The following is a 14,256-nucleotide window of genomic DNA, read 5'->3' as shown; positions in this document are numbered from 1 at the left end:
TGCTGCCTCCCCCCGGAGCAGTCCCACTCTCGGTCGGCGTTTAGCCGAATGTCAGTTCCATGCCACGTTCGACACCGATCTTCGGCGACCAGCCCAGCGTACCGCGGGCGGCGTTCGTGTCGAAGTTGGCCAAAGGCCTGAGCGAGCGCACCCGATAGCGCGTCAACGGTACTTCACGATGCAGGAGCTTGCCCAGCGTTTCCACGCCGTATCCAAGCAACAGGAACATCCACACGGGCACCCGGACGATCTTCAGTTCGTCGCCGAGCTTGGCCTTGCAGCGCTGCAGGTATTCCTGCTGGGGGATTTCATGCGGATCGACCACGTTGAACAGGCCCCCGGTGGCGGCCGGCGCGCTGCCCGCCAGCATCAGCGCGTCCACGAGATCGTCCAGGTAGACCAGCGGCAGCGTCTGCGTGCCGGGACCGACGGCCACCCAGCGGCCGGCCAGCGCGATGGTGCCGTTGGGCGTGACCTTTTCCGCGCCGGGACCGAAGATCTGTCCCGGCCGGATGATGACCGCCTGCAGGCCGCGCTCGGCGATCGCCGTGCTGACGATCCGCTCCGCGGTGAGCTTGGTCTGGGTGTAGGCGCCTCGCGATTGCGGCCTGGGTTCGAAGGCGGACGCCTCGTCGAGCCGGGCCGACGGATCGCGGCCGGCGTGGTCGAGCACGCTGAGCGAACTGACGTATACCAGGCGAGGCGTGCCGGCGGCAAGGCAGGCGTCGACGACGTTGCGCGTGCCCCAGGTCGTGCCCGCCTCGAAGTCGCGCAGGCTGCCACGCATCGCTGCGCCGACGTGGTAGACGGTGCGGACACCGTCGACGGCGTGCGCCACGATGCGCGGGTCGCCGAGGTCACCTACGACCACCTGGATGCCCGGATCGGCGTCATGTATGGCAAGTGGTTTTCGCACCAGCACCCGCACGCGCTTTCCTTCCGCGCGCAGGCGCCTGACGAGGGCACGGCCGACGAAACCGGCCGCACCGGTCACGAGCACATCGGCCGGCTCGATCGGACTGCGTCGCGCCGCCAGCATCTCCAGGCGTTCGCGGTCCGGTGCGACGCAGACCGGATCGAGCAGCCGCGCGATCCGCAGGGCATCCTGGCCGCTGAAGGGCGGCGCGGCGCGATCGCGCGCGGCATTGGCGAATTCGATCGCGCCACGCTGGATGCCCGGCGACGGCTTGAGCATGCCGGTGGCGAAGCGCAGCACGTTCCATGGGATCTGGACCAGGTCGGCGGCGGCGCGCGCCACCGCGTTGACGACGATGCCGATGAACTTCGGGCCCGGCAGCACCCGCTGGACGCGGCAGGTCTGCAGGAACCGGTCGACCTCGATGGTGCCGCGGGTGCCGCGGACGAACACGCGGTTCTCCATCGGGCGCGCGTTCCACGACAGCAGGAGGCGGCCGATGCCGCGTTCGGCCTGCGCCTGCGCCTGCCATTCGTCGAAGTGCAGGTTGGGGTCGGTTCCGCGCGACTGGTAGTCCACGCGCAATCCGGAAATCGTGCCGACAAACGCCTCGATCGTGTAGAGCCCATGGACGCCGAGGTCGCGGAACGGATAGCTGCCCTGGGTGACGCTGGACGGCAGCGGGCCTCCGGCGTAGGCCGGATACTCGGAATTGCGGATGATGTCGACCGACACCACGTCGCCGATGCGCCCGGCGCGAACCGCGTCCAGCGCGCGCAGGAGCACCGGGTCGAAGAGGTCCGAGTGGTTGACGCCCAGCAGCACGCCCTTGGCCTGCGAATGCGCGACCATGGCTTCGCAGTCGGCGACCGAGTCGGCCATCGGCTTTTCGACCAGCACGTGGCAGCCCATGTCCATCGCCTGCATCGCAAGCGCGGGATGCGAGGCGGGCGGGGTGAGGATGTAGGCCGCCTGCGGCGCGGCGTCGGCGAGGTCGGCAAGCGACGATGCGGTGCGCGGAATGCCGAAACGGCCCGCGATCGCCTGCGCGGCGGCGGGATTCGGGTCGCAGATGCCGACGATCTCGACGTGATCGAGCCGTTTCAAGGCCGCGGCGTGATGGCCGGCCACGTAGCCCGCGCCGACGATGGCGACGCGGAGTTTGCTGGAAGTCTGGTGGGTCATGGGGTCTGCGGGCTGATGCGGGAAAGAGGGGGCGCCATGCCGGATCTCGTCGCCAAGGCGTTCGAAACGACGGCAAGTATTTCGTCGACGCGGCTGTCCCACGACTGGTCGGACACGCTGGCCATGCGCTCCGCGGCCGCTGCCACCGGTTCGCCAGCGAGGACCTCGTCAAGCGCGGCAAGGAATGCCTCGCGGTCGTCGACGACGTGGACCCAGCGCGAGAACTTTTCGATCTCGGGATTGCGGGTGCTGACGATCGGCTTGCCGGTCGCCAGGTACTCGCGCAGCTTCAGCGGGTTGGCGTTGGCGACCTGCCGATTCTGGCGGTACGGAATGATCGCGACGTCGAACGCCCGGGCCCAGTTGGGCAGCGTCGCGTACGGCTGCGCCCCGACCAGGTGCACGTTCGGCAGCGCGCGGAGCGACGCGACGTCGGTGGCCGCGTGGCCGACGAGTAGGAAGTTCCAGGCGGGACGTTGGCGCGCCAGCCATTCCAGCAGCGGCACGTCGATCCATTCGTGGATCGAGCCGTGGAATCCGATCACCGGCGCAGCCAGGTCGCGGGCGGCGGGCGGGATGGGGGTCGTCGGGTCGGCAGCCAGGGCGAACAACTCGACGTCCACGCCGTGCGGCGAGAACACCACGTTCGGATTCAGCGCGCGCTTGCCCTCGAGCAGCGCCGGCGGGGCAACGAAGAGCAGATCGGCGCGGCTCGAGAGGTCGCGGTCGCGTTGCTCGATGAGCGCGACATCCACGCCCGGATGCGCGGCGTAGTCGTCGATGCAGTAGTAGACGCACAGTTCCTCGCGCAGGCGACCGGCGAGGAACCCGGGGTGGGGAACGACGAACCACGAGATGTTGCGCGAGATGCCGGCGTGGCGCATCGCCCGGCGCACGGCCCATCGGCCGAACAGACGGTTGCACAGGTCGACGCCGGGAATGCGCCGGAACGGGAGCTGCGGAACCGTGCAGTGCCACAGGCCTTCGGAGATCCGGCTCGGCGCGCGCAGGGACGCGGCAAGCTTGCGCACGGCGCGCTTGATGTCGCGTCCCGAGGCGTTGGGCGCGCGCATCCCGGGCGAATCGACGTACAGCAGCGGGACCGCCTTCGACAGGCGGGTCGCGATGTGATGGCTGCTTGTCCGGTTCTCCGCGTGCCAGTCGTTGCCGAAATACACGATGCCAAGGCCATGCGGCAAGGCGTGGTCACGCATCGCGCCACCACGCCGCCAGCCAGGCCGTCCTGCCATGGTGGAACCAGTCCTTGTGCAAACCGGGGATTGCATCCAAATGCGGCCCGAGCACGCCGCAGGCGGGAGCGAACAGGGTCACCAGCCCGCTGCGGCCGATCGCGCGCATGCGCGCGATGGTCGCGGCCGGGTCGCGCAGGTAGTAGAGCATCTCGCAGGCGGTGACGAGATCGAAGCGCTCGTCGTCGCGGTTCCAAGGCAGGTTGAAGATGTCGGTCGCGGCGAAGTGCGCTTGCGGCATGCGCAGGCGCGCCCGTTCGATCGCCTGCGGGCTGATGTCGACGCCGTATTGCGCCTGGCTGACGCGCGCCAGGTACTGGGTCTGGTGGCCTTCGCCGCAGCCGAGTTCCAGCAGCGAACCGACCCGGCCGAATGCCTGCACGATGATCTGGTTGGTGGCCTCGAAGCGAGCCTGCTCCAGCTCCGATTCCATGTTCCATGGGTCTTCGACGCGGTAAGCCAGGTCCAGGCGCGCGTGGTTGTCGTTGCCCGCGCCGCGCAGGGCGTACTTCATCCAGAGGCGACGCTGCACCTTCTTCGTAAACGCTGCAGCCTTGTTCAACATGCGACCTGCCTTGCCCGGATCAACAGCGCGCTTCCCCTGATTGCGCCGCGACGAGGTCGGCGGCGTCCGGTTCGGGCTTGCGCACGCGCAATGGATGGAGCGGCGAGCTGTACCAATCGCTTACCCTGCCGCATCGGAATTCGATCCACGACGGGCCGTAGCTCCAGTGCGCATCATCGTCATCATTGAACGGCGCCCCCTGCAATTGGCGCACCAGCGCGCGATCGGAACCCAACTTGAATATCGATACTCCCAGTACGTGGGCACCGGCCGGGTGGACTGATGCTGCCGTCTGCATTTCCGGCTCCGCCTGGTGACCGGGCGCGAGCCAGAGCAAGATGGCGCCCGCGAGTCCCGACAGCAGGAGATAACGCAACCAGGGGCGCGGAGCGGACACTTCGGATGGCGGCTGCGGTCGCGCGACGGCTTCGAAGGCCGCTGCATGCACCGGTGGGGTCGAAGCGGCGGCGCGGGGCAGGGCGCCGGGCAGTCGTCCGTACCGGCGCTGGAAATCCAGCGCCGCGGTGTACAAGCGGTTGAGCCGTTGCAGCTGTTCGACGCTGCCGCTCGCACCGGGCAAGTCGGGGTGCAGTTCGCGCACGCGGCGGCGATAGGCCTGTTTGAGGCTGGCCATCGGGCAATCCGCCGACAGCCCCAACTCCCCGTAGAGGGCTGCGAAATCGATGTCGTCCTGCATTGCCTTCCCCCGTGGACGGTTTCATTCGCAATTTGCGTTCAGTCAAGTGTGCATCGGGCAAGAGATGCTGTCACGAGCGGCAGCGAGAGCGCCAAGTGCAAGCCCCGCGGCGTGCGGGCGAAGAAGGGGAAGGAAAAGGATGGCGGATTCGGCAGGCTCCAGCATGGAAGCGCGCGCGCAGCGCGGCCGCCGGCAACGCCTCGCGAGCCTTTGCCAGCGTGCCGGGCTGATGCCGCTGGGCAGGGCGGTGCGGCAACTGCTGAGGCACGATGTGCGCATCCTCGCCTACCACCGGGTGCTGGAAAGCGCCGAGCCCGACGCGTTCGTGTTCGATCCCGAGCTGATCAGCGCCTCGGCCGGGATGTTCCGGAAACAGATGCAGCTGGTCAGGCGCCGCTTCCACCCGCTGCGTTTCGACGAGTTGCTCGACTGCATCGATCGCGGGCGCGCGCCGCCGCCGCGCTCGGTGCTGGTGACGTTCGACGACGGCTACGACGACAACTACCGGATCGCATGGCCGATCCTGCAAGAGGCCGGCCTGTCGGCGATGTTCTTCGTCTCGACCGGGCATATCGAGAGCGGTGCGCCCTATGCCTACGACTGGCTGGCGCACATGCTGACCGTGGCGCCGGAGGGTGAACTGGCGCTTCCGGAGATCGGACTGCAGGCGCGATTGCACGGGCCGCCCGCCGCGCGGCGCGAAGTGGTGGCCGAAGTGCTCGATCGGCTCAAGGCGCTCGATGCGCCTGCGCAGGAAGCCCTGATCGGCCGGCTGGAAGAGGTGCTGGCGATGCCCAGGGCGGGAGGGCATGACGATTGCCGGCCGATGAGCTGGGACCAGCTCCGGCGGATGCACGCGTCGGGCATGGAGATCGGCTCGCACGGCGTGAACCACCGGATGCTGGCCAAGCTGTCCCCCGCGCTGATCGAGGAGGAGCTGGCGGGTTCCCGCCAGGCCATCGGGCGCGAGATCGGCGTCCACGCGCAGGTGCTGTCGTATCCGGTCGGCGGCCGGGACGCCTACGACGGGACGGTCGTGGACATCGCGCGCGCTTGCGGTTACCGCCTGGCCTGCAGCTACATCAGCGGCACCAGCGGACTGGAACCGGCGAATCGATACGGGATGCCCCGGCTGCCGGTGGAACGCCACATGGATCTGGGATGGTTCGAGGCGATGCTTTCGTTGCCCGAAGTGTTCAGTCACACCTCGCGCAACCGCGGGCACTGAAGGACGCCGAACGCCGCATGTTCATTTTCATTGGCATTTACCTGGCGCTGGTGCTGCTCAGGCCGCAGGACTATCCGGTCTGGGCCGAGCAGATGGCCGGGATCCCCCTGTTGCCGATCAGCCTGGCGATGGCGGCGATGTTCTGGGCGCTGTCCCCGCAGAAATCCTTCGACGCTCCGCAGTACCTGCTGCTGCCGGTATTCATGGTGTTCGCGATGCTGACCAAGATCGCCAACGGCTGGGTCGGCGGCATCGTCCTGATCGTGGCGTACTTCGGGCCGGTGGTGATGGCGTTCTTCCTGATGGCCAACGCGCTCGATAGCCGGCGCCGCCTGGTGGCGATGATGGCCGTGTTCACCGTGTGTGCCGGGATCATGTCGCTGCACGGCATCGAGCAGGTGCAGCTGGGGGTGGGCTGGACCGGGATCGGGCTGTCCCAGGAAACCCGCATCCAGTACGTGGGCATCTTCAACGATCCCAATGACCTGGGCATGGTCTTCATCATGTGCCTGCCGATGGCGATGTTGCTGGCCGGCAGGGGCGGGCTGTTCGGCCTGCGGCGCCTGTTCTGGCTGACGGTGGCCGGGGTGCTGGTCTACGGCGTGTACCTGACCGATTCGCGCGGCACGCTGCTCGCGCTGGTGGTGATGCTGGGCGTGTACGCATGGCGCCGGTACGGGATGATGGCCGCGGGCGGATTGGGCGCCGTGGCGCTGGTGGGACTGATGGCGCTGCCTTCGCGGCTGCAGGAGCTCGAGGTCAGCGAAGACTCGGCGGCGGGCCGGGTCGACGCCTGGTACGAAGGCCTGCAGATGTTCTTCGCCGATCCCGTGTTCGGCATCGGTGCCGGCGGCTATTCGGACCTCGACCAGCTGACCGCGCACAACTCGTTCGTGCTGGTGTTGACCGAGACCGGGTTCATCGGATTCATGCTCTGGCTCGCTTTCATCGGCTACGGCGTCCGCATGCTGCTGGCCGTGCTGAATGCGCCGAGCGACATCGTCCTCACCGGATGGATTCCCGACGACATGCCCGACGGGGAGGTCGCGGAGCTGCAGCAGGCGTGGACGTTCGACCGCAAGCTGGGGCTGACCCTGTTCCTGTCGGTGTGCGGGTTCTTTGCGTGCGCGTTCTTCCTGAGCCGGGGCTACGTGGTCATCCTGTACCTGCAGGCGGCGATGATCGTCGCGTATTACACGCTGATGCGCCGCCGCTACCCCGGTCTGCCGGAGTTCAAGCTCGGCAATGACCTGCTCCGGTGGCCGATCTACGCCGTAATTGGCGTTGTTCTGCTCTTCATCATCGTCAAAGTCCTGCTTGCATTCGCATGAACATGCGCTCGAAGACCCTGCGCAATACCCTGTTCTCCTCGGCAGGGCTGTATACCGAGTACGTGCTGGGCATGCTGACGTCGATCATCATCGCCCGCCACCTGGGCCCGGACAGGTATGGCGTCTACAGCCTGGCGATCTGGCTGGTCGCGGTGGGGGTGGCCTTCACCAATTCGGGCACCGCCGGCGGTGCGATCAAGTTCGTGGCGGAACTGCGGGGCGCCGATCGCGATGAGCTGATTCCCTGCCTGCTGCGCTATCTGCGCCACGTGCAGCGCATCTTCCTGCTGGTCGTGCTCGTCGCTGGCGCGCTGCTGTTCGTCTTCGCGGGCGACAAGCTGATGCCCGGGCTGAACCACGCGATGCTGCTGGCGTTCCTGGTGGTCGCGGTGGCGATCCGCGCGTCGTACATGTTCAACATCGGGGTTGCCAAGGGCTTCGAGAATTTCCGCGCGACGGCAATCGTCGCCATGATCGCAACGCCGGCCAACCTGCTGATGGTGCTGGCGGTGATGTGGTTCGACGGCTCGATCGCCTGGCTGCTCGCGGTGTTCGTGCTTTCGGGGTTGGTGTTCTACGAAAGCTCGCGCCGGCAGATCAAGGGCTTGGTGCCCCCGGGCCTCCCCGGTGCCGCCATGGGGCCCGAGCTGGTTACGCGCGTGAAACGGCACATGAAGTTCACCGCCTGCATCGTGACCGTGGGTTTCTTCGCCGCCAGCGAGGTGGAGGTCCTGTTCCTCAACCTGTACGCGGAGCCTGCGGCGGCGGGGCAGTTCAAGGTCGCCTACCAGCTCGCCACCGGCGCATCGCTGCTGGTTCCGGGCGTGTTCGCCGCGCTCCTGTTGCCGATGATGGCCAACGCGCTGAGCCGCGGGCATGCCGTCGCGGGGCGCCGTTTCGTGGCTTCGACGGTCTACCTGACCTTCCTTGCCGCGCCACTGGTCGCGTTCGGGCTGGTGTTCTCCGATGCGGTGATCGGGCTGCTGTACGGACAGGCCTATGCGGCGGCCGGACCGGTCTTTGCCGCCTGCCTGGCCGTGGCCGGGCTGGTGATGACGACCCAGGGGGCATCGAGCCTGCTGATCAGCGCCGACCACCAAGGTCACGTACTGGTCATCTCGCTGGCGTGCGGCGTGCTGAAGATCGTGCTCGACGCGGTGCTGATCGCGCGTTACGGGCTGGACGGCGCGGTCATCGCATTCACCCTGGTCGCGGTGATCGGCGCGATCGCGATCATGTGGCAGGCGATCCGGGTCAGCCGCGTTGCTCCGAGCTGGAGCCGGCTGGCGCGGATCTGGTCGGCGGCCCTGCTTGCCGGCCTGCTCGTGCTGCCGATGCGCGGCCATCTTCCGTTCATCGCCCAGATCATCCTCGGCACGCTGGTGATTTCGCTGGTCTACGGCGGGCTGACGCTGCTGTTCGGCTGCTGGAGCCGCGACGACATCGGTTACCTGCAGCAGCTGCACGGGCGCCTGGCAGGGAACCGCCCGCGCGTGGGGGCGCGCATCCTGGCATGGGCACACGCGCGGGCGAGGCCGGAGCCCGCATGAGCGTCATGTACGAAAACCTGTTCCGCCGCCTGCTGTTCCCGCTGTACGAATCGGGCCTGCGGCGACGCCGGACCCTGCAGTACCTCGAGGAATACGAGCGCAACCAGTGGCTGGCCCCGGAGCAGGTCGCGGCCATGCAATGGGAGAAGCTGAAGAAGCTGTTGGACCACTGCTGGCGGCACGTTCCGTATTACCGGGAACGCTGGCAACAGGCCGGGGCGCAGCCGGGCGATATCCGGTCGCTGGCCGACTACGCGCTCCTTCCGACCCTGGGCAAGGCCGAGATCCGGGCCAACTTCGATCGACTGGTCGCCGATGGCTGGCGCAAGGACCTGCTGTACAAGACGACCGGCGGTTCGACGGGCGAACCGCTGCGCTTCGGCTATACCCGCGAAAGCTACGAACGCCGTGTCGCCGTCATGTTCCGCGGCTATGGCTGGGCGGGCGCGCGGATGGGACAGCGGACGCTGTACCTGTGGGGCCAGTCCGCGGGCAGGCGTTCGACAAAGGATTTCCTGCACCAGGTCGCATTCCACCGGCGGACCCTGAACGCGTTCACCATGAGCGAGGCGCTGATGCCGCGCTACGTGGCCGCGATCAATCGCTACAAGCCGGAAGTGATCGTGTCGTACGTCGCCCCGATCGTGAAGCTCGCCGAATGGGCCATGGCCAACGGCCACAGGCTGCACCGGCCGGCGCAGATACTCGCGGCGGCCGAAAGCCTGCACGAACCCCAGCGCGAAGTCATCGAAAAAGCGTTCGGATGCCCGGCGTACAACACCTATGGATGCCGGGAGTTCATGCTGGTGGCAGCGGAATGCGGGGAGCGCCGCGGCCTGCACGTCAACGCCGACCACCTGCTGGTCGAGCTCGGGGGCAACATGCCGCCTTCGGACGCGAACGAGGCTCGCGACGTGATCGTCACCGACCTGCACAACTACGGGATGCCGATGCTGCGCTATGCCAACGGCGACCTGGCAACCGCCGCGGACGAGACCTGCACCTGCGGCCGCGGCCTGCCGCTGCTGTCGAGGATCGACGGGCGCCGGCTGGATGCGCTGCGCACGCCCGACGGCAGGTTCCTTCCGGGCGAGTTCATCGTCTACGCTTTCCTCAAGGGTAATGGCATCGAGCGCTACCAGGTCGTTCAGCGGCAGCTGGACGCCCTCGATGTCAATGTCGTGCGCGGCGAGGGTTTCGACGAGCAGGCGATGGAGCAGATCACCTGCGAGCTGCGTTCGAAACTGGGGGAGCAATTGACGGTTCGCATCCACTACGTCGACCAGATCCCGTTGACACCCAGCGGGAAGCACCGTGTCACGATTTCGGAGCTGGCATGAAGGGCGCTATCGCATGAGGATCACGCATTTCGTCGAGAACCTGGCTTATGGCGGGCTTGAGCGGGTGGTGATCAACCTCGTCCAGGCCCAGCTGGAGGCCGGGCACGCGTGCGAGGTCATCTGCCTGTTCGAGGAAGGAGCGCTGGCGAGCGAATTGATCGATGCCGGCGTGGCGGTCACGGCCTGCGGCAAACGGCGCGGGCCGGACCTGCTCGCGCTGGCGCGTGCCCGCCGGGCGCTGGCGAAGAGCCGCTGCGATGTCCTGCACAGCCATAACGACCTGGCGCACTACTACGCTGTCGCCGCTGCGCTGGGGTTGGGCATCGGGCGCGTGGTGAACACCCGGCACGGCATGTCCGCGTCGGCGACCACCGGGCGCCGGGCCTGGCTTTACGGCAAATCGATGCGCTACACCGACACGGTGGTCGCGGTCGGCGACACCGTGCGCAGGTTCTTCGACGGCGCGGGCATCCGGCCGCGCAAGGGGATCGTGTCGATCCCCAACGGCATCCGCGTGCGGAAGTTCCGCCCCGCCAACGCCGCCGCGCACGCGCGGCTCACGTCCGAACTGGGGCTGCCGGAAGCGACCCGTCTGCTCGGCACCGTCGGCCGGCTCAATCCGGTCAAGGACCAGGCAGGCCTGGTCCGGGCTTTCGCGCTGCTGAAACGCCGGATGCCCGAGTCCGCGCTGGTCATCGTGGGTGATGGCCAGCTGCGCGATGAACTCGTGGCACTCGCCGCCGAACAGGGCGTCGCCGATGCGGTGTTCTTCCTCGGGATGCGCGACGATGTGGCGGACCTGCTCGAGGCGCTGGACGTGTTCGTCCTGTCATCGCTGAGCGAAGGCTATTCGATGGCCCTGCTCGAGGCGTGCGCCGCGGGGTTGCCGATCGTGGCCACCAACGTCGGCGGCAACGGCGAAATCGTGCAGCCGGGCATCAACGGCGTGATGGTGCCGCCCTCGGATCCCGACGTGCTGGCAGCGGCAATCGGCGAGCTGTTGCGTGACCCGGGGCGCGCCGCCGCGTTCGGCAGGGCCGGGCGCGAGTGGGTACTCGAGGAAGGCTCCTTCCAGACGATGGCCGAACGCTACGCACAGGTCTACGCGCAATGACGGCAATGCATCCGCTGACGCCGCGCCCCAAGCGGCTGCTGCTGCTGAGCCTGCTGCCTAATGCCTGGGTGGAAACCGTCGGCAGGCGCGGCGGGCAAAACCTGTACCTGAGCTTCGACGACGGCCCGCACCCCGCGCACACCGGGCCGCTGCTGGAGCTGCTCGCAGCCCACGGCGTGCTCGCGACCTTCTTCCTCGTCGGCGAGCAGGTGGAGCGCCATCCCGAAGTCGCCAGGCGGATCTTCGACGCCGGCCACACGCTGGGCAACCATTCGTATTCGCACCCGGTATTCGACTCGCTTTCGCTGGAGCGGCAGATCGAGGAGATCGATCGCACGGACGCGCTGCTTTGCGCCATCGACGGACGCCCGGTCCATCCGTTCCGCCCCCCGCGCGGCGTGCTGCCGCCCGCGATGGTGATGCACTTCCTGCGCCAGCGCCGCCGCATCGCCTACTGGTCGTACGACAGCCTCGATTACAGTCGCCGGCCGGCATCGGAGCTGATCGAAGTGGCGAAACGGCATCCGCCGCGCGCTGGCGACATCCTGCTGATGCATGACGACAGCGCGATTTCCATGCAGGTGCTGGAGGCGATGATCCCGCAGTGGAAGCGCGATGGATTCGGATTCGAGGCGCTGCCTGCGGAGTCGGTCCGCTAGGCGGGGCGACCGGCCGCGCACGTCGGGCGCTAGGTTGGCAAAGTGGTCGCGCACGCGCGTGTCTAGTTCGATCCTGCACCGCGCGGAATATCCAGGAGCCACGGGCGAACCTGCGCTGACAGGTCGGTGGCCTCGCGCGGGCCGGATTCGCGTTCATGAAGTAGGGGATTTACCCGTGTCATGCATCCATCGGAGCCGTACGTGAGCATCTGGGTCGTTGCTGGAGTTGCGCTTTTCCTGCTTGCCGCGGCCATGCTCGCGCTGTGGTTGCTGCTTCGCGCGCGCAACATGCAGAACTGGATCGGCAGCTACCTGTTCCGGTCGCGGCCGCCGAAGGTCGAAGGGCCGATCCACGTCATGTTCTGTTTCGTCGACCATTTCGAGCCCATGTGGCACGGCGCCGACCTGGCCACGCAGCGCTCGCGCGTCGATCGCTGGTGCAGCGAATATCGCGAGCTCGCCTCGCGCCACCATGATGCCGACGGTCGTCCGCCCCAGCACACGTTCTTCTACCCGGAGGAGGAGTACGCAGAGGAGCACCTGGACAAGATCGCGGCGCTTTGCGCCGATGGCTATGGCGAGATCGAGATCCACCTCCACCACGACAACGACACGGAGTCGAATTTCCGCGAGACGATTTCGCGCTTCTGCCGGATCCTGCACGAGCGCCATGGCGCGCTGCCGGTCGATCCGGCCAGCGGCGAGGTGCGATTCGGGTTCATCCACGGCAATTGGTGCCTCGACAACTCGCGTCCGGACGGTCGCTGGTGCGGGATCAACAACGAGTTGACCCTGCTGCGCGAGCTGGGCTGCTACGCCGATTTCACGCTGCCGTCGGCGCCGAGCGATACCCAGACCAGCACCATCAACAGCATCTATTACGCCACCGATGATCCGCTGGCGCCCAAGTCGCACGACAGGGGCGAACTGGTGCGCACCGGCGGGCGTGCCAGCGGCGATCTGATGATCGTGCAGGGGCCGCTGCGACTGAACTGGCGCGAGCGCAGGATGGGCGTGGTGCCGCGCATCGAGGCATCGGACGTGCGTCGCGGCTGCCCGCCCACGCCCGCGCGCGTCGATGCCTGGGTCGACACCGGCATCCACGTCCAGGGGCGCCCGGAATGGGTCTTCGTCAAGGTCCACACCCACGGCACCCAGGAACAGGACATGGATACGCTGCTGGGGTCAGCCGCCGACGCCATGCATTCCCACCTCGAGCAGGCCTACAACGATGGCAGCCGCCACGTGTTGCACTACGTGAGTTCGCGGGAGGTCTACAACATCATCAAGGCGGCCGAAGCCGGCAAGCGCGGCAACCCGAACGACTATCGCGACTTCGTGCTGCCGCCGCCGCCATCGTCCTGGGCGGGCGCGCGGATGCGCAAGGTGGCGTGACCATGGAGTCGGCAAGCTCGGGCACCGGCGTGCGTGTCAGCGTGGTCATGCCGGTCTACAACGCCGAGAACACCATGCGCCGATCGATCGAATCGGTGCTTGGGCAGTCGTTTGCCGATCTCGAACTGGTGGCGGTCGACGACGGATCGACCGACGCGTCTGTCGGGATCCTGCGCGAGTACGCAGCAGCCGACTCCCGGGTCCGGCTGATCCGGCAGGACCGCAACGCCGGCGTCGCCGCGGCGCGCAATGCGGGCCTGGCCGCGGCAAGCGGCAGCCACATTGCTTTCCTCGACAGCGACGACTGGTGGCATTGCCGGAAACTCGAGCTGCAACTGCAGCAGATGGATGCGGCAGGTGCCCTGGTCTCGTACGCGTCCTACCAGCGCATGGCGGAGGACGGGCGCGCGCTGTCGATCGTCCGCCCGCCGGCGGTTGTCGGTTACGCCGAGATGCTGCAGGGCAACCACATCGGCAACCTGACCGGCATCTACGATCGGCGCATGGGCGACGGCAGCTTCCGCAAGATCGGACACGAGGACTACGTGTTCTGGCTGGAGCGGGTGCGTCGGGCGGGGCGCGCGATCCGCGTGGAGCACGACGAGCCCTTGGCCTATTACCTGGTTCGCGAGGGGTCCGTATCGGCCAACAAGCTGCGCGCCGCCGCATGGCAGTGGCGCATCTACCGCGATGTGGAATCGCTCGGCCTGCTGCATGCTTCGTGGTGCTTCATGCACTACGCACGCAACGCGCTGTCGAAGCGTCGCTAGGCCTGCCCGTACCTCTGGCCGGCCACCCTGGCTCGCCGGTCGCGAGGCCAGGGTTGCGGAGTTGGCTCAGTTCTCGTAGAGCTCGACGACGTAGCCCGTGCTGCTGCCATTGACGTCGATGCGCCAGCCCTTGCTGTACTCGCCCGAATCGACGCTGTTCCAGTTGCGCACGCTGATGGTCGCGTTGCTGGGCTCGAGCACGCGCACGTGCAGGCGCCCGGCATTGGCCTCGCGGCCATTGACCGTGGGCTGGACG

Annotated in this window: 13 protein-coding genes; 8 read left to right on the top strand and 5 right to left on the bottom strand. The window is 67.5% G+C overall.

The window, feature by feature from the left end; translation table 11 throughout:
• Nucleotides 1-40: 40 nt before the first annotated feature.
• The 4 genes from ACFOM9_RS13850 to ACFOM9_RS13835 are packed head-to-tail and all read right to left on the bottom strand — an operon-like array spanning nucleotide 41 to nucleotide 4,613.
• On the bottom strand, nucleotides 41-2,101 hold the full coding sequence (locus ACFOM9_RS13850; RefSeq protein WP_386712035.1) for an NAD-dependent epimerase/dehydratase family protein: 2,061 nt from the start codon (nucleotides 2,099-2,101) through the stop codon (nucleotides 41-43).
• Entirely contained in the window at nucleotides 2,098-3,315 is a 1,218-nt protein-coding gene (locus ACFOM9_RS13845) for a glycosyltransferase (RefSeq protein WP_386712032.1), read from the bottom strand. Before ACFOM9_RS13845 ends, ACFOM9_RS13850 begins: the two co-directional genes overlap by 4 nt.
• On the bottom strand, nucleotides 3,308-3,916 hold the full coding sequence (locus tag ACFOM9_RS13840; protein WP_386712030.1) for a class I SAM-dependent methyltransferase: 609 nt from the start codon (nucleotides 3,914-3,916) through the stop codon (nucleotides 3,308-3,310). Before ACFOM9_RS13840 ends, ACFOM9_RS13845 begins: the two co-directional genes overlap by 8 nt.
• Before the next feature lie 19 nt (nucleotides 3,917-3,935).
• Nucleotides 3,936-4,613: a J domain-containing protein gene (locus ACFOM9_RS13835; RefSeq protein ID WP_386712027.1), complete on the bottom strand. Its 678-nt coding sequence runs from the start codon at nucleotides 4,611-4,613 to the stop codon at nucleotides 3,936-3,938.
• A gap of 139 nt (nucleotides 4,614-4,752) precedes the next feature.
• Here ACFOM9_RS13835 and ACFOM9_RS13830 point away from each other — a divergent pair, with 139 nt between their 5' ends.
• From ACFOM9_RS13830 to ACFOM9_RS13795, 8 genes are all read left to right on the top strand, one after another.
• On the top strand, nucleotides 4,753-5,841 hold the full coding sequence (locus tag ACFOM9_RS13830) for a polysaccharide deacetylase family protein (protein ID WP_386712024.1): 1,089 nt from the start codon (nucleotides 4,753-4,755) through the stop codon (nucleotides 5,839-5,841).
• A gap of 17 nt (nucleotides 5,842-5,858) precedes the next feature.
• The gene (locus ACFOM9_RS13825; protein WP_386712021.1) at nucleotides 5,859-7,172 is read left to right on the top strand and encodes an O-antigen ligase family protein; all 1,314 of its coding nucleotides are present in this window, start codon (nucleotides 5,859-5,861) and stop codon (nucleotides 7,170-7,172) included.
• A complete protein-coding gene (locus ACFOM9_RS13820; protein WP_386712018.1) occupies nucleotides 7,169-8,722 on the top strand; it encodes an oligosaccharide flippase family protein in 1,554 nt (517 codons plus the stop codon). Before ACFOM9_RS13825 ends, ACFOM9_RS13820 begins: the two co-directional genes overlap by 4 nt.
• The gene (locus tag ACFOM9_RS13815) at nucleotides 8,719-10,062 is read left to right on the top strand and encodes a phenylacetate--CoA ligase family protein (protein ID WP_386712015.1); all 1,344 of its coding nucleotides are present in this window, start codon (nucleotides 8,719-8,721) and stop codon (nucleotides 10,060-10,062) included. Before ACFOM9_RS13820 ends, ACFOM9_RS13815 begins: the two co-directional genes overlap by 4 nt.
• Nucleotides 10,063-10,075: 13 nt before the next feature.
• Entirely contained in the window at nucleotides 10,076-11,176 is a 1,101-nt protein-coding gene (locus ACFOM9_RS13810) for a glycosyltransferase (protein ID WP_386712012.1), read from the top strand.
• Nucleotides 11,177-11,181: 5 nt separating this feature from the next.
• Nucleotides 11,182-11,835, top strand: coding sequence for a polysaccharide deacetylase family protein (locus ACFOM9_RS13805; RefSeq protein ID WP_386712009.1), 654 nt, complete (start codon nucleotides 11,182-11,184; stop codon nucleotides 11,833-11,835).
• 201 nt (nucleotides 11,836-12,036) lie between these two features.
• Nucleotides 12,037-13,230 (top strand): hypothetical protein, encoded by a 1,194-nt coding sequence (locus ACFOM9_RS13800; RefSeq protein ID WP_386712006.1) that lies wholly within the window; start codon nucleotides 12,037-12,039, stop codon nucleotides 13,228-13,230.
• A gap of 2 nt (nucleotides 13,231-13,232) precedes the next feature.
• A complete protein-coding gene (locus ACFOM9_RS13795) occupies nucleotides 13,233-14,000 on the top strand; it encodes a glycosyltransferase family 2 protein (RefSeq protein ID WP_386712277.1) in 768 nt (255 codons plus the stop codon).
• A gap of 66 nt (nucleotides 14,001-14,066) precedes the next feature.
• Here the strand turns inward: ACFOM9_RS13795 and ACFOM9_RS13790 are convergent.
• On the bottom strand, nucleotides 14,067-14,256 hold a 190-nt coding region (locus ACFOM9_RS13790), incomplete at its 5' end, for a hypothetical protein (protein WP_386712004.1).

The sequence above is a fragment of the Luteimonas notoginsengisoli genome, from assembly GCF_042648885.1.
GTDB lineage: Bacteria > Pseudomonadota > Gammaproteobacteria > Xanthomonadales > Xanthomonadaceae > Luteimonas > Luteimonas notoginsengisoli.
The sequence above is the reverse complement of the archived record's forward strand: the minus strand, read 5'-3'. Positions and strand labels throughout refer to the sequence as shown.

Excerpts from the sequence above, each read along its gene's own strand:
- ACFOM9_RS13820 (WP_386712018.1), top strand. The coding sequence starts at position 7,169 with ATGAACATGCGCTCGAAGACCCTGCGCAATACCCTGTTCTCCTCGGCA.
- ACFOM9_RS13830 (WP_386712024.1), top strand. The coding sequence starts at position 4,753 with ATGGCGGATTCGGCAGGCTCCAGCATGGAAGCGCGCGCGCAGCGCGGC.
- ACFOM9_RS13840 (WP_386712030.1), bottom strand. The coding sequence starts at position 3,916 with ATGTTGAACAAGGCTGCAGCGTTTACGAAGAAGGTGCAGCGTCGCCTC.
- ACFOM9_RS13815 (WP_386712015.1), top strand. The coding sequence starts at position 8,719 with ATGAGCGTCATGTACGAAAACCTGTTCCGCCGCCTGCTGTTCCCGCTG.
- ACFOM9_RS13795 (WP_386712277.1), top strand. The coding sequence starts at position 13,233 with ATGGAGTCGGCAAGCTCGGGCACCGGCGTGCGTGTCAGCGTGGTCATG.
- ACFOM9_RS13845 (WP_386712032.1), bottom strand. The coding sequence starts at position 3,315 with ATGCGTGACCACGCCTTGCCGCATGGCCTTGGCATCGTGTATTTCGGC.
- ACFOM9_RS13850 (WP_386712035.1), bottom strand. The coding sequence starts at position 2,101 with ATGACCCACCAGACTTCCAGCAAACTCCGCGTCGCCATCGTCGGCGCG.
- ACFOM9_RS13805 (WP_386712009.1), top strand. The coding sequence starts at position 11,182 with ATGCATCCGCTGACGCCGCGCCCCAAGCGGCTGCTGCTGCTGAGCCTG.
- ACFOM9_RS13835 (WP_386712027.1), bottom strand. The coding sequence starts at position 4,613 with ATGCAGGACGACATCGATTTCGCAGCCCTCTACGGGGAGTTGGGGCTG.
- ACFOM9_RS13825 (WP_386712021.1), top strand. The coding sequence starts at position 5,859 with ATGTTCATTTTCATTGGCATTTACCTGGCGCTGGTGCTGCTCAGGCCG.
- ACFOM9_RS13810 (WP_386712012.1), top strand. The coding sequence starts at position 10,076 with ATGAGGATCACGCATTTCGTCGAGAACCTGGCTTATGGCGGGCTTGAG.